The organism is Saccharibacillus sp. CPCC 101409, from assembly GCF_030518235.1.
Taxonomy (GTDB): domain Bacteria; phylum Bacillota; class Bacilli; order Paenibacillales; family Paenibacillaceae; genus Saccharibacillus.
The window spans coordinates 56,904-78,273 of sequence record NZ_JAULSA010000017.1; the positions used below are offsets into that span (position 1 = coordinate 56,904).

Annotated in this window: 10 protein-coding genes; all 10 read left to right on the forward strand. The window is 60.5% G+C overall.

The genetic code is table 11. The features are described from left to right. Positions 1-604 precede the first annotated feature (604 nt). Positions 605-2,410 carry a vWA domain-containing protein gene (locus tag QWJ34_RS23410; protein WP_302731524.1) on the forward strand — a complete coding sequence of 602 codons (1,806 nt, stop codon included), beginning with the start codon at positions 605-607 and terminating at the stop codon, positions 2,408-2,410. A 595-nt stretch (positions 2,411-3,005) separates the two neighbouring features. After that, positions 3,006-6,395 carry a tubulin-like doman-containing protein gene (locus QWJ34_RS23415; protein ID WP_302731525.1) on the forward strand — a complete coding sequence of 1,130 codons (3,390 nt, stop codon included), beginning with the start codon at positions 3,006-3,008 and terminating at the stop codon, positions 6,393-6,395. A gap of 1 nt (position 6,396) precedes the next feature. Beyond that, on the forward strand, positions 6,397-9,060 hold the full coding sequence (locus QWJ34_RS23420; RefSeq protein WP_302731526.1) for a transcription initiation factor TFIID: 2,664 nt from the start codon (positions 6,397-6,399) through the stop codon (positions 9,058-9,060). A 309-nt stretch (positions 9,061-9,369) separates the two neighbouring features. Then, positions 9,370-10,653 carry a vWA domain-containing protein gene (locus QWJ34_RS23425; protein WP_302731527.1) on the forward strand — a complete coding sequence of 428 codons (1,284 nt, stop codon included), beginning with the start codon at positions 9,370-9,372 and terminating at the stop codon, positions 10,651-10,653. Between the two features lie 166 nt (positions 10,654-10,819). Further along, positions 10,820-12,184, forward strand: a complete 1,365-nt coding sequence (locus QWJ34_RS23430; RefSeq protein WP_302731528.1) for a dihydrolipoyl dehydrogenase family protein — start codon at positions 10,820-10,822, stop codon at positions 12,182-12,184. Between the two features lie 266 nt (positions 12,185-12,450). Continuing rightward, the gene (locus QWJ34_RS23435) at positions 12,451-13,125 is read left to right on the forward strand and encodes a beta-mannanase (RefSeq protein ID WP_302731529.1); all 675 of its coding nucleotides are present in this window, start codon (positions 12,451-12,453) and stop codon (positions 13,123-13,125) included. A 669-nt stretch (positions 13,126-13,794) separates the two neighbouring features. After that, positions 13,795-15,051, forward strand: coding sequence for a TRAFAC clade GTPase domain-containing protein (locus QWJ34_RS23440; protein ID WP_302731530.1), 1,257 nt, complete (start codon positions 13,795-13,797; stop codon positions 15,049-15,051). A 3-nt stretch (positions 15,052-15,054) separates the two neighbouring features. Next, the gene (locus QWJ34_RS23445; RefSeq protein WP_302731531.1) at positions 15,055-18,543 is read left to right on the forward strand and encodes a GAP1-N2 domain-containing protein; all 3,489 of its coding nucleotides are present in this window, start codon (positions 15,055-15,057) and stop codon (positions 18,541-18,543) included. Positions 18,544-19,154: 611 nt separating this feature from the next. After that, the gene (locus QWJ34_RS23450; protein ID WP_302731532.1) at positions 19,155-20,978 is read left to right on the forward strand and encodes a DNRLRE domain-containing protein; all 1,824 of its coding nucleotides are present in this window, start codon (positions 19,155-19,157) and stop codon (positions 20,976-20,978) included. Positions 20,979-21,013: 35 nt separating this feature from the next. Beyond that, positions 21,014-21,370: hypothetical protein (locus QWJ34_RS23455; RefSeq protein WP_302731533.1), on the forward strand; the 357-nt coding region annotated here is incomplete at its 3' end.

Below are 21,370 nucleotides of genomic sequence, written 5' to 3' on the forward strand. Positions count from 1 at the left end.
GCCGCGGCCCCGGAGATAAAGCAGGGATTTGATCCCCGTAAAAAGAAACAAAATGCCGAGTGCCCCGTATGTGAGATAGATCAAATAAGCGGACAATGGATGCACATTCCTTTCCGGGCTTTTTTCAAAAGAATAGGCAGGCAGGAAAAGCCGCGCGCCGAAGCCGCTTCCGTCTGTCGGACGAAAGGATGCAAATTCGTGAACCGCCGCGGATTTTACGTTATAATTTGGTCAGAGCCTCCTTGCTTAACGATAGCTGGAAAAAGCGCCGGACGCAACAAGACGCCGGGCGGATGCCGGGAAAGATTTTTGCGCGCCGGGCGCGGCATACGCGCGTCAACCGGAGGAAAATATTCCCGGCAGCGGAAAGGAGCGGGTTTCGGTTGGTCATATTCGGAGATTAACGGTTCGCTTTACGTCGAAAACGGCGGAGATTTGCGAAAGTTTTCGCAAGGAAGTTACAGGCTTTTCAGAAGTTATTAACGAAATATTAAGGATTTTTTTCGAAAACAGGCCTATTATAGTTTCGTCGGCGCTTTGCCGCCTGCTTGATCGCCGAATAGAAATATCGGACTTGAACACAGACAAAGGGGTTTTGCAAAATATGACGCATAAAATACGCAGGGCAGTTTATCCGCTGCTGGCGCTTCTGCTGCTGGCCGCGGGCTGGTTCGCCGCCGGGGCGCAGCATGCTTCGGCAGCCGGCGCCGCTTCCGGAGCGGCGGCTTCTTCGACCGGAGCCGCGCCGATCGACGCGGTGCTCGTGCTCGACGCCAGTAACTCGATGGCCAAAAGCGATCCGCAGAAAATAGGCAACGAAGCGATGCGGCTGTTTATCGACATGCTGCCCGTGCGGGGCGACCGGGTCGGCATCGTCTCGTATACGGACGTCGTCCAGCGCGAGAAAGCGCTGCTGAAGATCGAAAGCCAGGCCGACAAAGACGAGCTCAAAACGTTTATCGGCCAGCTCGGCCGCGGCGCGTACACCGATACGGCGGTCGGGATCACCGAAGCCGTCAATATGCTGAGCCGCAGCGCGCAGTCCGGCACCGAGCCGATGATCGTGCTGCTGGCCGACGGCAATACCGAGCTTAACTCGACCAAGACCAAAACGCTCGACCAGTCGGAGCAGGAATTGGCCGCTTCCGTGCAGAAGGCCAAAGACGCCGGAATCCCGATCTACACGATCGGACTCAACGCCGACGGCAAGCTGAATCAGGCGGAACTGGAGAAACTGTCTTCGGAAACGAGCGGCAAGTCGTTCGTCACGACTTCCGCCGACGAGCTGCCGGAGATCCTGAGCGAGATCTTCGCCAGCCACCAGCAGCTTAACGTGGTGCCCGTCGATTCGCTGACCGGAACCGGCGACTTCCAGGACGTGACGATCAGCGTGCCGAACGCCAATGTCATGGAAGCGAACGTCTCGATTACTTCTTCGAAAAAAGTCGAGGTCAAACTCAAAGACCCGAGCGGCGCGGCAGTCCCGATTCCGTCCGACGCCGTCGCGCTGTCCACGTCGAAGACCTACTCGCTGGTCAAGATGATCCGGCCGCAGGAAGGCGACTGGACGCTCAGCGTCAAAGGCGCGGACAAAGACCAGATCGATATCAATCTCGTCTTCAACTACGACCTGGAACTCGCCGTCGATCCGCTGCCGGCTTCGTCGTACGGCAAAGGCGACGCCGTGCCGGTCTCGGCGTACCTGGTCAGCGGCGGCCAGCCGCTGTCCTCGCCGGAACTGTACAAGACGATGCAGGCGACGCTGGTCGCGCGCGACGAAGACACCGGCTCGGAAACAACCGTCCCGATGACGCTAAGCGGCGATAAGTTCGAAGTCTCGTACGAGCTGCCGGACGCGCACAAGTATACGCTGACCGCCCGCGCCGAAGCCGACAGCTTCTACCGCGAAGCTCCGCCGATCTCGATCGACGCCGCTTCCGGCGCGGCGGCCGGAGGTTCCGAAGCGAAAGCGGACAAACCGTTTCCGCTGATCCCGGTTATTCTCGGCGTGCTCGGCCTGCTGGTGCTCGCCGCGATTGTCTTCTTCCTGATGCGCTATCTCAAAAAAGCGAACAAAGGCTTCGTCGGCCAGATGGTAATCGAGATCCGCGACGAAAACACCGGCGAGCGTTCTTATCCGCAGTATAAGAAACTAAATACGTATAAAGGCCGTTTTAACCTGCATCAGCTCCTCCAGCTCGCGCCCGAACTGAAGGAGACCGAAAATATCGTGTTCACCCCGGGTTCCGAAGACCGGATCGTCCTGCGCAGCAGCGCCGACGGCATCCCGATCGAGAAATCCGGCCGCGTCGTCGATGCGACCCGAGGCGCGGAGCTGAAAAGCGGGGACCGGATTACCGTTCCGGTGAACCAGGTGGGTAAGACGATCTTAGTGGAATATCTGGTTTAACAGGTTTGCCCAAATCCATTAGCGACTTCAATCAAAGAACTCGAAGTAGGACGGTTCAACCTACTTCGAGTTCTATCCTGGAGCGATTCCAATCAACTTGGGCAAACCCGCTTCGGAACGCAAAAAGATTTTGAACTTGTCCAAATAATCTTTCCCAATCCTAAATAAGCTCCGCCAGCTTCACCTGCAAAACTTTATCCAAACCCTGAAACTCTTACCTGCCGCCCGCCGTCCTATCCGCTGTACGCAACCGCCGGCGAATCCGAGCGATAATCCTGCTTTCCCGGCAACATTCAGTCCCGGGACCGATACGCCGCTCCCGCCACGTTGCATAAAATGCAAGGTAGCGGCCTTAAAACGGGCCGATTCCCAGTCTACCTTGCATATTCTGCAACGTAGAAGCGTAGAACCGTCTAAATTTGCTCGTTTGACTGTTTTACATTGCTTTTTATGCAACGTAACCTACCGGAAAAGCCTAAATCGGGCATTTACATTGCAGATTCTGCAACGTAGCTGCCTCTACGGCCTTTATTTATACCCGGCAGCCTGCCTGCGCGTCTCTGGGCACGCCGACCGCACTCGAAAGGAGCTTTTCATGAAACCGATCGTAAGAGAACATATCCAGCAGCTCGACGTTTCGCTCGGAGGCGGGATCGTCAGCGAGAAGATCAGAGTCGATACCATCGACAACCCGATGCTCATCATCGGTCTCGGCGGCACGGGCATCGACGCCCTGCTGCGCCTCAAATACCAGATCAACCGCCGCTTCAAACTGCCGGAAGATCCGGTCTCCAAGAAGAAAATGGAGAAGCCGTCCAACGTCGAATTCCTCGCGTTCGAGACGAACGAGCAGGATCGCGGCAAACGCTACAAAGGCATCGGGCTCGACCCGATCAACGAATTCGTGCTGCTGGCCAACGCCGAGATCGGCGGACTGCTCCAGAACCGCAGCATCCTGGAGCCGTACATCACCGAATGGCTGTCGCCGGAGCTGAGCATCACGGACGGCATGAACGGCGCGGCCGGCGTGCGCCAGGCGGGAAGACTGCTTCTTTTTACCAAGATCAATCAAGTGGTGCAGGCGATCGACAAGAAGATCAAAACGCTGTCGGTCGGCACCAATAAGAAACTGACCGTTTTCCTGCTCACCGGACTTTCCGGCGGCACGGGCAGCGGCTCGTTTCTCGATATTTCGTACATTATCCGCGGGCTGGTCGAGCGCGACCACGGCTCCGCCGGCGTCGACCGCCTGAACATGCTGGGCTACCTGTTCACGCCGGACGTCAACCTGTCGAACAAAAGCCTCAGCGAGCACACGCGCGAATACGTCCGCAAAAACGGCTACGCCGCGCTCAAAGAGCTGGATTACTGGATGAACGTCGACGCGCGCGGGGAGCGGTTCAAGCAGCAGTACGGCAGCATCCTGACCGTCAACTCGCCGCTGCCGCCTTTTAACCTGTGCCATCTGATCTCCGCGACCAACACCGAAGGCAAGCTGCTGGAGAACGCGTACGATTACTGCATGAACGTGACGGCGGAGAATATCACGAACTTTATGGCGAGCGAGGAAAAAGCGTCCGGCGAAGAGTTCGCGATCCACGACTATATCAGCAATATCCGCACGAATATCGCGCAGATGACCAAAGCTTATCCGGCCAACTACGATTACAATATCATCGGCGCTTCGTCGGCGGTGCTCCCGATCGAGGAGATGACGACGTATCTGGCGTTCCGTCTGTTCCAGAAGATGGAGAAGATGTTCCAGCACGCGCCGAACCAGGAAGAGATCGAACGGTTCGCGCAGAAGCTGGCGCTGGACCCGGATTCGATGCTCAAAACGTTCGAGTCCAGAGTGCCGGAACCGATCCCGGGCTACCAGAACAGCGAACGCCTGAGCTACGCGAACGTGGTCAAAATGCAAAACGTCAGCATGGACGCGGAGCTGGAGCAGACGTTCCTGACGCGGGCGCGCGAAGAATACATCAAGATGAAGAAACAGCTGCCGGGCGAGATGCTGGAGCGCTTTTCCGAACAGATTCGCCGCGCTTTCCTCAGCCCGGAGCAGGGTCCGTTCTACGTATCGCGCCTAATCTATACCGAAAAAGGCTTCTCCCTGCTCAAAATGCTGCAAGCGTACATCGAGAATCTGCGCGAGAGTCTGCTGCGGATTCCTCGCGATATCGAAGCGGCCGAGGAGCAGGCAAACGAGCGTCTGGGCGACGCCAAAAGCGCGTTCGTGTCGAAAGACAAGAAGAAGAACGCGTATATCGAAGCCAAAATGAACGAGTACTGGCTGCGGGCGGACGTCGAGCGGACCGAGCAGATGATCGAGTTCTATGAAGACTTTTACGAGCTGCTGAACCGGGAAAACAACCGCATTTACGGCGTGTTTACCGAGATTCTGAACGCGCTCAGCTCCATCTTCGAACGCAACGGCGAGATCCTGACGCGCGGCGACGAGCAGATGGACCACAAAGGCAACAAAACGTACTACTGGAACGTGGTCAGCGTGCCGGATATCTCCAAAGTCGTGGGCAGCATTATGGAAAAACGCGACGTGGACGACCTGATCCGCGACTTCGCGCAGGAACTGATCGACCATTCGGACCGCTGGATCAAAGAGCAGGAAGTGGATATCATCGGCTCCATTTCGGACTTCCTGACCAGCAAATTCGGCGATCTGATCACGCAGTCGATGGAAGATTTCCTGCGGATGAAGTTCGGCGAAGACGAGTCGATCGAGAAGTTCGTCGAGCGCAATATCGCGGGCAAGCTGGACGAAGAAGCGATTCCGGTGTTCCATTTGAGCAACAGTTCGGGCAATCTGCATTTTCCGTCGTGGGGCTTCGTGTCCGTGCCGGTGGAAGCGCCGGGCATCCTCAAAGGCATCCGGAACTACCAGGAGAACGCGATCGGCAAATCCAACTTCACGGTCAAGGAAAGCCGCGTCAAAAACCGGATTTTCTGGCTCAATACGCGCAACGGGGTGCCGCTGTTCGTCTATACGCCGCTCAAGGTCTATGAAGAAAACTACGAACGCACCATTCTCGGCAAAGAAGGCGTGGGACGCCATCTGGTGCAAACGGAGCGCGAAAACTGGACGTATCTGCCGTCGCCGATCCCGCAGCAGTCGTGGGGCGACGTCTACGACAACGGCCGGGTGAAAGACTATAACGGCCGGGTGCGCGGCGAGTTCGATCGGGCGCTCAAGTACGGGGTTATTATCGAAAAAGACGCCGACCAGACAACCAGCAGCCGCTATTCCGTCGTGACGACGCGTCCGTTCGACCTGTTCGCGGCGCTGTCCGGCTTCGATACGCAGCTGCAAAGCGCCAAGCCGAACCTCGGCGAAGTGAAGCGGGCGCACGCCGAGCTGAACCGTCTGCTGAGCGAAGGCATCGGCCGGGAATCGGTTAAAGATATCTTCGGCAGCATCAACGAAGAATTGGCGAAAGAAAACCTGATCCGTTCGCCGGAGCAGATCCGCCGCGTGCGCGAAGAACTGGCGAAGTACGAGCAGATTCAGGCCAAAGCGGCCGAACTGGCATCGCTGCTGTCGCAGCACGCCGGCGAGGAGAAGGTGCTGGATCAGTATATCGAAGCGCTGTACACCGAAACGATCGTCAAAAAAGGCGCGCTGTACGTGTACGACCGCGAAGAAGACGAGGAAAGCTGGGAACCGTTCGTCAACCTGATGAAAAGCCGCAGCTATCCGCACTTCGAGATCTACGACCGGTTCCGCTCGCTGAGCGACCGGGAGCGTCAGACGCTGCTGCGCAAGTCTTCGCGCCGCGCGAACGAGCTGACCGCTTCGGAAGACGTATCGCTGCTGCTGAACAAACTCGACGAATTGTACACGACGTTTATCGAAGCGCGCGAGCAGCTGGAGTACGAGAAGATGGAACTGGTAAACGGCGAAGAAGTGTACCGCTTCTATCGGGAAACCGCGGCCAAGCTGAACGAGCTGCGCAAAAGGTTGAGATAACATGAACGAGCTGCTGGAGCAATTCGCCGCCGCGTACGCGGCGCGGGAAGAAGAGCTGCCCGGCTTCGCGGAAGGGAGGAGCGGCCTGCATTATCCGGCCGCTTTCCTGTTTATCGGCGACCGGGCGACCGAGGCGGCGTCGGCGCTGACGGAGCTGAACGGACATAAATACGACAATGCCGCGGGCATCGCGTATTTTCATATCGCAAGTTCGGCGCTGCCGGAAGACGGACTGGACCGGCACCGGCAGGGCGTGCGGTTTCGCTGGGACGCGTTCGGCGGGCGCGGCGCGGAAGAGAATACGCTGCGGCGCGATACGCACCGCGCGTTCGTGAACGCGCAGGCGGACCATCTGTACGAGCTGAACCGGGCTTTGCGCCGGTCCAGCCGCATGCTGTCCGAAAGCGGCCGGCTGTTCGCGTCGTTCGACCGGCTGCACCTGTCGGTCGTGGCGCACGCCGACGACGTCATGAACGTGCTGACGCCGGAGATCTCGCTGCTGGCGGCTTCGGTATTCGGCCAGTCGTTCAAGTCGGTGCAGACCGATCTGTACGTGCTGGTCAGCGACCAGGAACAGTCCGATTCCTTCGGCTATTCCAGCTCGGTGGGCGTCTCGTTCCTGCGGGAGCTGGACCTGATGCAGCGTCCGGAATACGCGTTCTCCGCGCCTCTGCAGGTGACGGAGAACCGGCTGACGATCGATGTGAACCACGCGCCGTCGCCGCTGTTCGACCTGGTGTACCTGCTGTCCGACAAGAACGAGCGCGGCATCGCGGCGCCCGGAGGGCTGCGCGGGGGCTACGAGATTATCTGCCACGCGCATTTATTGAAGAACCGCCGCCGGGACGGCGGTTCCGCGGCAGGACTCGCCGGGACCGCGGGGTCCGCGGAAGAGCAGCCGCTGGAAGGGCTGAAGAGCGGGGCCGGACAATACAACAATTCCGCGTTCAAAAGCGGATTGTCGGACGAGTCCGGCCGCCGCGGCCTGGCCTCCGGCGGGTTCGCCCGGGTCACCCGGCCGGACCGCTCGATCGCGCTGGCCGTGCTGTACCATTACGCGCGCGGCCTGAACCGCCGCATGCGGGAAATCCCCGAGACGCCGGCCGCCGAGCAATTGGCGCGGCTGGAGCTGGACCGCCCGCATATGCGCGAGCGGGCGGGACGCCTCGCCCCGGGCGAGGACGTCCTTGCGGACATGAACGGCATCATGAGTTCGTCCGCTTCGTATGCGTCGATCCGCCGGATGACCCTGGCGGAGGCGGAGGAGACGCTGTTCGGGAAGGCCGCGGAGAGCTTCTTCCGCGGCAACTTCGAGGCGGAAGCGCAGCGCCGCATGGCCGAGGCCGATATCGGCCGGGGCCTGCGGCAGTACGCCGAGCGTGCCGCGGCGGAAGACGCGCGGCACGGTTTGCACCGGATCGCGGCCTGGAGCGATCCGTCCGAATCCGCGGGAGGAGCGGCGCAGGCGCTGCTCGAGCGGATGCGCGAAGCGATGATGGAGCGCGACGGCGCGAAGGAAGAGCTGGACCGGCTCTACGGCGGTCTCGTCGAAGAGCAGCCGCACAAGAAAGCCATTCTGCGCGACAGCCAGAATGTGCGGAATTTCGTGCGCTATTTCTTCGAGCACGTGTACGGGCTCAAGCTGCAAATTCTGCGGCTGGAGCTGGAGATCGAGCTGTACCGGCGCTACGAAGACGCGCTGACCGCGCTGCACGGCCCGTACAAAGCGATGGTCCGGCGCACGGAGCATCTGGAGGAGCGGCTGCGCCGCGCCGCGGAATACAGCGCGAAGAGCGCCGACGATTATATCGGCCAGAACCTGATGCCGTACTACGAGCGCGTCGTCGACGGCCTGATGCGCGACGCCGAAGACCGGCGCGGGCGCGACTATTACTTCGAGGAGCGCCGGCTCGGCGATCTCGCCGCGCTGATCGCGGATCGGCCGGAAGACGGGGGCGGAGCGGAAGGCGGCGGAGCCGGAAGCGGGAGGGCTTACGGCGCCGGTTCGGCTTCGGAAGCGTCGGGCGGTTCGGCGGGTTTGGCGAGTTCGGCGGGTTCGGCGAGCGGCGAAGCCGGCCGTTCCGCTTCCGCGGGAAGTTCGTACCCCGCCGCCTACTCCGGCGGCGTGCTGTCCGGCATGAGCGAAGCCGGGCTGCCGCCGATGAATGCCGGCGAGCGGCGGCTGCTTGAGCGCCTGGCGGAGCTGTGCAATCGCGAACTGCTGGGCGCGGAACCGCTTGTGCAGACGTACGAGGAAGAACTGCTGCGCCGCGCGAACGTCGCCGTCGAGTACGAGAACCGCGAGACGATGACCAAGGAAGACCTGTTCCGCATCCTCTACCGCAAGCTGGAAGAGCGGGCGAGTATCAATCTGCGGCTGTTCGATTACACGCAGGAGCACCGCCACGAAGAAAAGTATTTCTTCGGCGACGGCAACGGCGAATTTATGCGCTACGCGCTGAACGAAGAAGAAACGTCGCGCATCTACCGCGTCGGCTACGTCCACGAGCGCCGCAGCGACGGCGTCGAGAAGCTGAACCTGATGGGCGGCTTCCATATCGAAGATCTGATGTACTACCGTAACGGACGCGTGTATTACGACGCTTATGTCAAAGCGGGGTATCTGTTCCACGCGATCGACTCGGGGAGTTTGCCGGAGATTTGAAGCGGAGCTTCGCGCATTGGAAGCCGCCGGGGGAACAGGCCGGGGGAGTAGGTCGAAGAAACCGAAGGCTGTCGCGGAAATAGCTGCGCAGATACAACTAATTTGCCGGTAAAGGTCCAAAATGGACAAATAGCTGCATACGTACACTTATTTCGCCAATCGTGGTCGTTCGGCCATTGTTTTATACCAAATAAGTGTATGAGCGCAGTTAATTGGCGATTGGGAAGCTTTCGGCGCGAAATAGTTGTACCACGGACGTTATTTTAGCGGTGAGACAGAGAATTAGAGGGAGAAGGAAGTGAAGGGAGCATGCAGCGTAAAGTCAACCTGCTTCTGCTGCTGCTGGCGATTGTCGGCGGCGCGGTAGGATTCGGGATCGGGGAATGGCTGCTGAGCCGTTACGAAGGGGAAATGTCCAGCATTCTGCTGGTCGGCATTTATTTCGGCATCCTGGCTTTTTGCATCGGGCTGGGCTGTCTGGTCGCGGAAATGATCTCGCCGAAGCTGAACGGAAGATCGTGGAGGGAGCGCTACGCGGGACTGTCGTGGAAGCTGCTCGTTCCGGTCACGCTGGCGGCTTTTCTGGCGCTGGGTTCGCTGTTTGAGTTCGTGTACGAACTGGATCTCGGCGGGGTTAAGCGGATTAACGATATTGTGCTTGTCATCGATAATTCGGGCAGCATGACGGATACCGATCCGGATAATCAGCGCTTCAGCGCGGCCAAAGACCTGATCGGACGGATGGACGCGGAAAAAAGAGTGGCCGTGTTTACTTTCGACGATGTGCCGCAGTTGATCCAGCCGCTGACGCCGGTCGTGACGGACGATCAGAAGCAGCAGATTTACGCGAAGATCGATGCGATCCAGCCGACGGAATATTCGACGCAGATCGATCAGGCGCTGAGCGGCACAATGGAACATATTCGTGAAAAAGGCGATCCGGGCAGCGGAGCGATGGTGATTCTTCTGTCCGACGGCATCACGGATGTGGATCTGAGCGGCGTGCTGTCGGAATACCGGAGCCAGCGGGTGCCTGTTAATGCGATAGGACTGGGCAGCGGACTCGTCGTGGAAGCCGAAGACGGCTACCGCCTGCTGCAAAATATCGCGGACAGCACCGGCGGCACCTATACGGACGTTAAAAACGCCGACCAGATCTCGCTTGCGTTCCAGAACATCTACCGGAACCTCGACGATCACACGCTGCTAACGGATCGCACGGGCGCGCCGGCGGGCAGCACGTATCTGCAAATTTTGCATATCGTGCTCATTCTGCTGATCGGGGCCGCGCTCGGCGTGGCTCTGGGGCTGGTGTTCGACAATCGTTTTCTCGCCAAAAGCTTCGGCATCGGCGGCGCGGCCGCGGGTCTTGCCGCGGGGCTGATTCTGGAGTTCGGGCTTCAGGGCGACTCGCTCGGAGCGCCTTCGGTAAGACTGCTGGCCGACCTTGCGCTGGCGACGATTATCGCGCTGTTTACGCTGATCGTGCCGGTTCGCGAGCAGCAGCGCAAAGAACGCGGTCGCAAAGGCGCCGCGGTCAATCCGTCCGCCGGCATGGGCCATCGTCCGGGCGATCGGAGCAGCGGGTTTTAAACGCCGGGCGGGCTGCTTGGGTTGAGAAAATGGGCGGACGGGTAAATATATTGCAATCGATTCAATAGTATGCTGTCGAATTCGTTCGATACGTGGGCTGCCTGGTGCAGCCGCAATCTTTTGCAAATACGTCCACCATTACTCCGACCCGAAAGGAAGAGATCCCATGACATCATCTGCTGAAACCAATTTTGACATCCTGTTTATCGGAAGCGGCCAGGCCGCCTGGAACGCCGCGCTGCCGCTGGCCAAAGCCGGGAAGAAAGTCGCCATCGTCGAGCGTCATAAGATCGCCGGCGTTTGCACCAGCTACGGCTGCAATCCCAAGATTATTCTGGACGGCCCGATCAAAACGATCGAAGACGCGCGGCTGTACGGCGGCAAAGGTCTGGACAGCACGTTTTCGCTGGATTGGCCGACGCTGATGCGGCACAAAAATTCGATCCTCGATCCGCTGCCGGATAAGCTGGGAGGCATGCTGGAGGAAGCGGGCGTTACGATCGTCCGCGGCGAAGCGAAGTTTGCGGATGAGCGAACGGTCGTCGTAAACGGCGAAAAGTACAGGGCGGACAAATTCGTGATCGCGGCCGGACAGCGCCCGGCGATGCCGGATATTCCGGGCAAAGAGCTGCTGAAAACGAGCGACGATTTCCTGTACCTGCCGGAACTGCCCGGGCGGATCGTGCTGATCGGCGCGGGTTACGTGGCGATGGAGATCGCTTCGATCGCGTCCAAAGCGGGCGCGCGGGTCGAAGTGGTGCAGACGTCCGACAGCGTGCTGGAAGGATTCCATCAGCCGTACGCGGACAAACTGGTCGGCAAAATGCGCGAAGACGGCGTGACGTTCCACTTCGGCGACCGCGCCGCAAGCGTGGAGCGGCGGGGCGGCGAGCTGGTGCTGACGACGGAAAACGGATTGTCGCTCGCGGCCGATCTGGTCGTCAACGCCACCGGACGCATTCCGAATACGGAAGGTCTGGGCCTGGAAGAAGCGGGCGTCGACTACACGGAAAAAGGCATCGTCGTCGACGAGCACCTGCGCACGTCGCAGCCGCATATCTACGCGAGCGGCGACGTGCTCGACAAAAAGCAGCCGCGGCTGACGCCGACGTCCGTGTTCGAAGCCAAATATCTGGGCGGTCTGCTGTCCGGAGCGGCCGAAGCGCCGATCGATTATCCGCCGATCGCCACGATCGCGTTTACGCTGCCGCGCATTACGCAGATCGGCGTGACGCCGGAGGAAGCGGAGCAGGTGGGCGGCTATACAGTCAAACCGGTTGAACTCGGGCAGGAGTGGGATTTCGCCGGACGCGGCGACACGGACGCGCATCTGACGCTGGTGTACGACGGGGAAGGCAGACTGGCCGGAGCGGCCGCTTACAGCCGCGAAGCGCTGGATATCGTGAACGCGCTGACGCCGGTAATCGCGCTGAAGCTGTCGGCGGAGCAGGCGGACCGGCTGATCTATGCGTTTCCGTCGTTCGAATCGAAGATTCCAACGTATCTGCACCAGGCGGAGCGGCCGGAGTAAGCGGCACGGTAGTGTAGAGCGGCGGGACGGGCAATATCGGGTTTGATCGGCGTTGGGAATAAGAAATACGTTCAAAGTTAGGCAGCCGATGGTCTTGCGGGAAAGTCGGCTGCTTTTTCGTTTTGCCGATTGTCCGTCCGCCGGCTTCCGTCTTCGGGCGGGAGGCGGAGGCCGCAAGCCGGGTTGCTGTGCTATAATGTAGGCAGATTAAACGCAGACGATCATGCTTGCAAGCCGGCATGAAAAGACGAAAGGGGATATCCGGGATGAAGTTTATCGAAGCGGGTCCGGACTCGCCGGTCATCCGGGAGCTGACGCGCCGGGTAAGCGGCGACGTTTGTACGCTTCAATGGCATTGGCCGTCCAATGCGGACTCGGTTTATATCGGGCGCCGCGCGCTGGATACGGCAAACGGCGGCGCGTCCGGCACCGCGCCGGCGGTGTTCGGGCCGGACGGCGGGTTCGACGCGTCCGGGCTCAAGCTGTACACGCGGGAAGAATACAAAGCCGCCGGCGGCTACCGCGACCGTCTCGACGGGATCGGGCGCTACGCGTATACCGTGTACGCGGCGCTGCCGGGTTCCGGCGAGCCGGTGCTGGTCCGCCAGCCGGACGGCTCGAACAGTATCGAGACCCCGGCCGGGCGGGCGAAGATCCGCTACTCGGTCCGGGAGCGCAAAGCGCTGTTCCGCGCCTACAAATCGATCCGGATCGAAATTTCCTGCGAAGTGCCGCTGACCGAAGACGTGCTGTGCTACGTGAAGAAAAGCGGCGGCCAGCCGGCCGGTCCGCAGGACGGGACGATCTATCCGTTCACCGCGCCTTTCCCCGCCGGCCGCACTTCGCTGCCGGAGATCGAAGTGGGGAAAAACGATTATGTGCGGGTGTTTTTTACGGACGGGAAGCGGTACGGACAGCTGTATGAGCTGCTGCCCGAGTAGGCGGCTGCGCCATACGAGAGTGTGGCTGCGCCATCCGGAACTTATCTACTTGCCCGAAGGGGTATTAGATGAAGTTGCGGGGGAAGCCGCGGGGGTTCGGGCAGCTGTACGAGCTGCTGCCCGAGTAGGCGGCTGCGCCGCCGGGGCTTATCCATCGGCCTTCGGGTTGTGGATGAAGCCGCGGGGGTTCGGGCAGCTGTACGAGCTGCTGCCCGAGTAGGCGGCTGCGCCGCCCGGAACTTATCTACTTGCCCCGAGGGGTATTAGATGAAGTTGCGGGTTACGTTGCTCAAAAAGCAACGTAGAAGTCAAAATTCAACATCTGACAAAGCTAGATTGACAAATTAGCAATGTAGAGGCTTCGAATTGCAATTTTGCTGCCAAATCGGCTTTCTACGTTGCTTTTTTGGCAGCGTAGCTTCAATAAAGTCACTGAATGGCTCGCTACGTTGACAAAAAAGCAGTGTAGCTGCGACGAGCCGCTGCGCCGCCGGGGCTTATCTACTTGCCCGAAGGGGTATTAGATAAAGCCGCGGGGGGATAGGCAGCTGTAAGAGCGGCTGCCCGAGTAAACGGCTGCGCCGCCGGGGCTTATCCATCGGCCTTCGGGTTGTGGATGAAGCCGCGGGGGGAACTCAAGATTATTTTTAGAAAGTGGGGGGACGGGGAATGAGCTTTTTCAGCCGATTCAAGAGGAAGCCTCAGGAAGAACCGAGGCCGCTTTTTTACGATATTGTGTGTCCGTACTGTTTTAGCAAGTTTTCGCCGGAGGAGGTGGTGTTCCGCGCTTCGCATCACCGGGAGGACGACGAGGATTTCGCGCTGCGCGAAGACGAGCCGCTGAACCGGTATCGGGAGCGCTTCGGGCTGGACAGCGTGTACGATATGGAAGCGATTCTGCGTCCGCAGGACATTTTGCCGGAGCATCGCACATATACGGATCACGTCCTGACGGCGCTGACGGACCGTTACGGCGAAACGACGCGCCGCCGGCTGTGTCCGCACTGCCACAACGAGCTGCCGATCACGGCGGGCAAAGTGCCGAGCAATATCATCTCGATCGTCGGCGCGTCGCAGGTGGGCAAGTCCGTGTATATGACGTCGCTGATCCATACGCTTCAGCAGACGACGGCCGACCGCTTCGACGCCGCCTGCATGCCGCTGAACGCGGAGATCAGCCGCAAGTTCCGCATGAACTACGAAGATCCGCTGTTCGAGCGCGGCGATCTGCTCGCGTCCACGCAGAAGGAGCGGATGCAGGAGCCGTTTATTTTCCAATTCGTGTTCAAGGACGAGAGCAAAGCTCCGCTGACGCTCGTGTTCTTCGATGTGGCGGGCGAGGGCATGGTGGACCAGGAGTACCTGAACCTGCACGGGCGCCATATCAAGAACTCGGCCGGCATCCTGTTCATGGTCGATCCGCTGCAGATCCGTTCGATCCGCGAGCGTATCCGCATCCTGCTGGGCGACAAGCCGGGCGAGCTGGCGAACCGCTACGACGAGCCGCGCGACGTGGTCCTGACGATGTTCAGCGACTTTATTGCGCATCAGGAAAAAGGCAAAACGGGTATTCCGACCGCGGTCGTGCTGACCAAGAGCGATATGCTCAAAGCGATCGCGGACGAAGACGGGGACTACATACGCCCGAACAGCAACGTGTTTAACAACATGGAGCATCACGATTATTTCGACCTCAACGAGTTCGGCAATATCGACGGGGAAGTGCGGCGTTTTATCGAAAAAGTGGACCGGCCGTTTAAAGGCACGATGGACGTGTACTTCAACGAAACCGGCTACTTTGCGGTATCGGCGCTCGGCAGCAACCCGGTCGACCAGAAAATCCAGGGCGTCGTCAGCCCGATCCGGGTCGACGAGCCGTTTGTCTGGCTGCTGTACAAATTGAAGTATATCGAGGGGAGAGCGTAAACGGTGGGCACATTCTCTTCCAGAAAAATCGGCCAGCAAACGTATACCCGGGCGCGCGGCGGCGTGTTTCGGGATACGGAGGGCTACGACACGATCGCGCGTTCCGCGGACCTGGACGACACGTTTGTCAAAAAAACGCTGCATCCGCTCTGCGCCTACGACGCGCCGGCCGAACTGACCGCGTCGGGCGACAAAGAGGAATCGGCTTACCCGGAATCCGTGCATCTGGTGCAGCTCGAAAACGGGGACGTCGTGCTGGGACGCAGTTTGTATAAAGCGGCGGACTTTACGGGTCTGCGCAGCACGTTTTTCACGCATAACTATGTGGTGCCGGCCGAAAAAGCGGACGATCTGGCATACGATTACATGCACTTCCTGTACGCGGATTATGCGGACGGGGCGGAGGCGGGAACGGATGGGAAAAGCGGCGCTGCCGGAACGGAAGCGGGCGATGCGGCCGGCGCAGACGCGGGCGTAAGCGGGGACGCGGCTTCCCGGCGCCCGGGCCGAACGCCGCGCGGCGCTTCGCTGCCGGAGCTGAGCGAGCTGCCGATGCGGAAGAAGCTGCCCGTGCCGATGACCGGCCCGGACAAGCTGGACGATCTGGGCATCGACGGGGCTTCTTTTAAAAGACTGCTGCTGGCCGTGATGGAATCGGTCGCGGGACGGCGCAAAGTGTATGTGGCCCTGAGCGAGCCGGTCGCCGAGCTGGGTTCGCGCGCGCTGCGGCTGCTCGAAGTGCTGTACGCCGCGCTGCCGCCGGAGTTCCGGCGCAGACTCGGCTTCGTGACGTACTCGCGCGATCCGCAGAGCCGTAAAGGCGTCAACCTGACGTTCGTCGAGCCGGGCTCGATGCGGCCGGGCGACCGGAATATCGAAAAAGACTTCCTGTTCGACTTCCCGCGCGGACGCATCGTCAACGCCGCCGAAGGCGGAAGCCGCCAGGAGCTGGCGGATTTCCTGGTGAACGGGCTGCGCGATCCGCAGCGGCTGACGCAGTTTTTCGCTTTTGCGGACGAAGCGCTCGGCGGCACGCCGGATGCGCTGAATCCCGAGCGGTATCTGGAACTGACGCGCTTGTTCCGGATCGAAGAAGGCGACGAAGAACCGTACGAAGCGGACCGGCGCGGGATTCTCGGGCTGCTGCTGGATTGGGCGGGGCGGCCGGGGCAGCCGTCGCAATCGCGGATCAAGGCCCGGATGTCGTATCTGCTCGACGGACGCTTCGACCGGGAGATGCAGGATCTCATGGCGGGGGATCTGCCGGAAACGGAGCTGCTGCGCAGTATTGTGGCGTATTACCATGCGGGAGGCAAAGGAGCGGCGGCTTCCGTGCAGCGCTACCTGGTCACGCTTATGCAGCGGGCTTCAAGCCGGAAGAACAAAGACGGCGATATGGCTTATTACGCCGTAATCGAGAGCGATCCGGAAATAGCGGATATGTTCTTCTCGACCATCATCGGCAACCGCCAGTTCGCTCCGATGATGTTCGATCCTTATCTGGACCGGAAGCTCGCTTCGGCGGCGGACGCGGCCCAGGCGGTAGGCATTGTGCAAAAATGGTCCGATTCTCATCCGGGGCTGCTGAATAACGATCACTTCTGCGATGTGTCGCTGCGCACGATGCGCGATAAGCTGCGGCGATCCGGCGAACCGGTCTCCGCGGTGCGCGGCGTAGTCGAAGCGCTTCGCGGCGAAGGATCTTCGGCGGCCGGGCAGCCGGCCGGAACGGGCGAAGAGCTGATGAAGCATCCGCTGTGCGTGGCGCTGGCGGACGAAGCGGTCCAGCATCTGCTGGACGAATGGGAATGGGACAAAGTCACGCTGGAGCAGGTGACCGGACTCGGTTTCCTGTTCGAAGGCGAATCGCCGGAAGACCGCAAACGCAAAAACCGCGGCCCGAGCGGACCTCGCGGAACGGACAAATACGCCGCGCTGCGCGCCGCGTACCTCTGGTTCACGCAGGAGCAGCCGGATGCGGGCGTGCTGGACGGGCTGAGTATGCGGGAAACGGACGAAGTGCAGATGCTCGGCCAGCGTTTGCTGCCGGCACAGATTGCGGCCGGACGCTATAATCGGCTGCTGCCGGCTTTCTCGCGCAGCCTGAGCGGCGGCGCGGACGACGTGGACTATCGCCGTCTGGTGGACGCGGTACGGATCAATTCCGCGCGTTCCGGCGGACGCGAAGCGGTATACCGCTTCTTCGCCTGGTCGGCCGAGCACGAGCCTTATGTGCAGGGACAGCGGCTCGATCCGGCTTATGAAGCCGAGATTGTGCGTTACTTTGCGGCGCACGATCGCGAAGCGTTCAAGAACAAAGACAACCGGCGGGAATATTTCGACGCCGCTCCCGCGCCGCTGGCGCGCGTATACCGCAAGATCCGCGCGCAGCAGGCTCCGCCGATCGTGCGCTGGATGCGCCGGAACCGGCAGCTGACCCTGCTGCTGATGGGCCTGATCGCCCTGCTGATACTGGGCGGGGCGACCGTGGGCGTCTTGTACGCCACCGGCGTAATCGGCGGCGGTTCGCAGCAGGCGCAGACGCCGGCCGATTCGCCGGATACCGCGACGGGCGCGGACGAAGAAACGGCGGAGGACCCGGCCGAGAACGCGGGACCGGCGCTGCTGGTGTATGCGATAGCCGGAGAAACCGACGGCGAAACGCTGCTGGATTTCCGGTTCCGGACACTGGAGGAGCGGGATGCTTTTGTCACGGCGCAGGAGACTTCGCCGGTGAGCGTTCGACTGGCTGACGGCAGGAATATCGCCGGCGATGCGCTGGGCTTGGAACTGCTGGAGCAAAGCGACGGCTCGGAAGGGCCCGACGGCGCGGCGGAAGAAGGCAGCGGAGCGGCCGGTGACGGGGACGGAACCGGCATAGAGTCGGGTGACGGGACGACGGACGGTTCGGGCGGAGCGGCGGATAGCGGCTCCGGCGATGGAGCGAATGCCGGCGCGAACGGCGGGGCCGGAACGGATAGCGGTTCCGGCAGCGGCGCGGATTCGGGCGCCGGGGATACAGGCACCGGCACGGATTCCGGTGCCGGGAATGCAGCGGGTGCCGGCGATACGGCCGGCACCGGCGGAAGCGCCGGCGCGGATTCGAGCGCCGCCGGAAGTGCGGGAGCCGGCGCGGATAACGGCGCCGGCGCTGTCGGCGGGCAGAGCGAAGCGCCCGCCGGGGATGCAGCCGGAACGGGGACCGTTTCCGGCACGGACGGCGGCTCCGCTTCGGGAGCCGCGGGCGATTCCGCCGGCACGGGCGAAGCCGTGCAGGGCGGGGAAGCGGGCGCGGCCGATGGCGCCGCGCCGGGTTCGGGCACGTCCGCCGGAGAAGCGGCGGACGGCACCGGCACTTCGGCGGGCGAAGCCGCCGAAGACGCGTACCGGTACACAGCGGTGTACCGGGTCGCAGCCGACTTGGCCTCGGACATCGTCGAGGCCAAGGTCGGCGATCTGATCTACGAAGTCCGCAGCATCGCAGCGGAATAACCCTTAAGCCCGATCGCGGCAGACACAACAGTTGTCTGCCGCGATCGGGCTTTTTTGTCGTGCCGCTGCGCGGCTTGATCGCCGCCGCCCCGATTTTACATGCTTGTTTATTCTTTGCACGGTCCCGTTCATACAGCTTGCCGTTGCCAAATGAGTCGATTTTTGCGCGTTGCCCTGCCGCTAAGTAAATGAATTTTCGATCTACTTATCCTCCGGATATAAAAATTTCTCGATAATCCAATAAAAAGAAACCGATCATCTTTGTGACAAATAATTGAAGAATTAGATGTAAATTTATGGTTTTTTATAATTTCACCTTTACTGTCTTGCTATATTAAACTTTTGACACACCTGGGATTTGGATGATTTTATCAAAAAAAGAAATGGTAAATATAATTCACTTAAGAAAAATACAGTACATACTCCCTGTTTGAGATGGAAATAACCTGTTTAATTACACTTTGCCTTACTGGGTAAACATCCAAATTCAAGGACTATTGATTCAAAATTTAAATTTATCCAGTGCCTTCGATTTAGGCGTAAAGGTCAATCTGTTGCTTGGTCCTTTTGGCTGCTCGTTATCTTATTAGAAATTGGAGGAATCAACGCACATGCACGCAAAACGAAAATGGCTTCTTTCCACTCTGCTCCTTTCATCGCTCGGGGTGCAGACGCTGGCTCCATCCGCCTCGGCCGAGCCGGAACCGGCTAAAGCTCCGGACGAACAGGAACTGCAAAACGAAAAGGCGGCTGCCGAGTTTGTCGAAGCGCCTACGGAAGTGGTCAGCGAAGAAACGGAGAACCGTACGCTCTACAGCAAAGAGTATCTGCTGAGCGACGACAGCCGGGAAACGGTGCTTTCGCCCGTTCCGCTGCACTACCGGGACGCAAGCGGCGATTACCAGGATATCAAACTGTCGCTGACCCTTGAATCCGCTGCTTCCGCCGAAGAAACACCGGCTCCAACTGCTCCTCCTGCCGAAGAATCGACCGCACCGGAAGCCGCTCCAAATCCGGCGGACGAAACACAAACGCCGGATGAACAAAGCGCCGACGAGGCTTCGCTTTCTTCCGCAGAAGGATCGCGTACATTCTCCGAACTGCATGCGGCGGCTTTGCAGGCGGAAGCATCGCCTTCGGCAGAATCCGACCCGACTGCCGAGACCGAACCGGCTCCATCCGACGAACAGCCGGCTGCCGCTCCGTCCGACGAGCAAACGCCTACGCCTGATCCGGCACCGAAAGAAGGAACGCCGGCCGATGAGACTTCGGACCCGCAAACTCCGGATCCTGAAGCCGACAAGCCTGCTGCTCCGTCGACCGAATCGGAAACCAACTATACATCCGCAACCGTTCCTTACACGCCGAGCTTACATAACGCTTATGCAGAAGGCTTTGCGCTTGGCACAAATGGCAATTCCATTGCCCTGACTCCGGTCGGCGCGCAGGATTCGCAGGCTGACGTTGCCGCCGCGGACAAAGGCGTTTTGACTTACTCCGGCGTTTGGGCTTCGACCGACGCGCGTCTGGCGCTGACGCCTGCCGGCATCGAGCAGACGCTGAATCTGGCCGACGCCGGCGCGCCGTCCGTTTTCAGCTTTGCCGTACAAGGAGAACTCGGCGAAGACCTGACCGGAGGCGGACTTGCCATCTCGCCGGCCTGGCTGACGGACGCAAGCGGCCAGCGCCGCGAAGTATCGCAGGAACTGCGTACGGTAGACGGCGTGCGCACCCTCGAACTCCAATTGGATACGAGCGGCCTGGATTACCCGATCGCCCTGCATACCGGAGTCGTACTGGACAGCCCGGCTCAGCAAGCGGTCGTATCGGACACCGAGGAGCCTTCCGCGTCTTCGGCCATGCGTTCGTTCGCCCGTTCCGCCGAAATTCCGCAGGACGAATCCCGGACGTATCTCCAGTTCGACCTGTCCGCGCTTCCGGCAGACACCGCGGTTCGCGAAGCGTATCTGACCACCGATTCCGCAAACGCGATCGGGAATCCCGACACCCTGCGCGTGCTGCGCGCCGCCGAGCCGTGGACCGAAGCGACGCTGGCGTCGGACGAGCCGAGAACGGCGCTGCGGGCGGACGGAGCGAGTTACGGCAAGCTTCGCACGGACGAGAACGGCGAGCAGCGGATCGACCTCGATCCCGATCTGGTGACGCGCTGGCTGACGGAAGAGCAGCCGAATTACGGCATGCAGATCGAAGGCGGCGACCCGTCGGCGTTCGAACAAACGCCTCAGCTGCATATTCGCCACAGCGGCGATACCGTGAACACCATGAGCGCGGCCGGTACGCCGATGCAGTTCCGCTACTTTTACGACAACCAGAACCGTTTGCAGTACATCCTGTTCTCGTCGGGCGAGCGTATTAATTTCACCTACGATACCAGCGGCAATCTGATCAAACGTCAGTACGTCCCGGCTTCCTGAGCCCACCATTATAGAGAATCGAGGGGAAATCGTTCGTGAAAAAACCACTTTTTAAAATCCTCAACGCCGCGCTCGCCGCAGCCCTGCTGCTGCCGCCCGTCGCCGCTCCCAACCGCGCGACGGCAGCGCCGGCGGCTTCCACAACCCAAGCTGCCGCAGCCTCCGCGTCCAACGTTCTTTTGAACAACGGAGCCGTGCCGCAGTCCCTGTACGAGATGGCCGCCAACACGCCGTACAGCGGAGCATCCGAAGGCGAGAATATCTCCGACGCCAGCGGCTCGCTGACGCGCATGGAAACGGACTTCAGCCTGCCGGGCCGGAACGGACTTGACTTTACGCTGGGACGGATCTACCAGAGCAATACCGCCTACATCTGGGAACCGAAGATCGAC

Bases quoted from the DNA above. Each gene is read 5' to 3' on its own strand.
- QWJ34_RS23410 (WP_302731524.1), top strand. From the start codon at position 605: ATGACGCATAAAATACGCAGGGCAGTTTATCCGCTGCTGGCGCTTCTG.
- QWJ34_RS23415 (WP_302731525.1), top strand. From the start codon at position 3,006: ATGAAACCGATCGTAAGAGAACATATCCAGCAGCTCGACGTTTCGCTC.
- QWJ34_RS23420 (WP_302731526.1), top strand. From the start codon at position 6,397: ATGAACGAGCTGCTGGAGCAATTCGCCGCCGCGTACGCGGCGCGGGAA.
- QWJ34_RS23425 (WP_302731527.1), top strand. From the start codon at position 9,370: ATGCAGCGTAAAGTCAACCTGCTTCTGCTGCTGCTGGCGATTGTCGGC.
- QWJ34_RS23430 (WP_302731528.1), top strand. From the start codon at position 10,820: ATGACATCATCTGCTGAAACCAATTTTGACATCCTGTTTATCGGAAGC.
- QWJ34_RS23435 (WP_302731529.1), top strand. From the start codon at position 12,451: ATGAAGTTTATCGAAGCGGGTCCGGACTCGCCGGTCATCCGGGAGCTG.
- QWJ34_RS23440 (WP_302731530.1), top strand. From the start codon at position 13,795: ATGAGCTTTTTCAGCCGATTCAAGAGGAAGCCTCAGGAAGAACCGAGG.
- QWJ34_RS23450 (WP_302731532.1), top strand. From the start codon at position 19,155: ATGCACGCAAAACGAAAATGGCTTCTTTCCACTCTGCTCCTTTCATCG.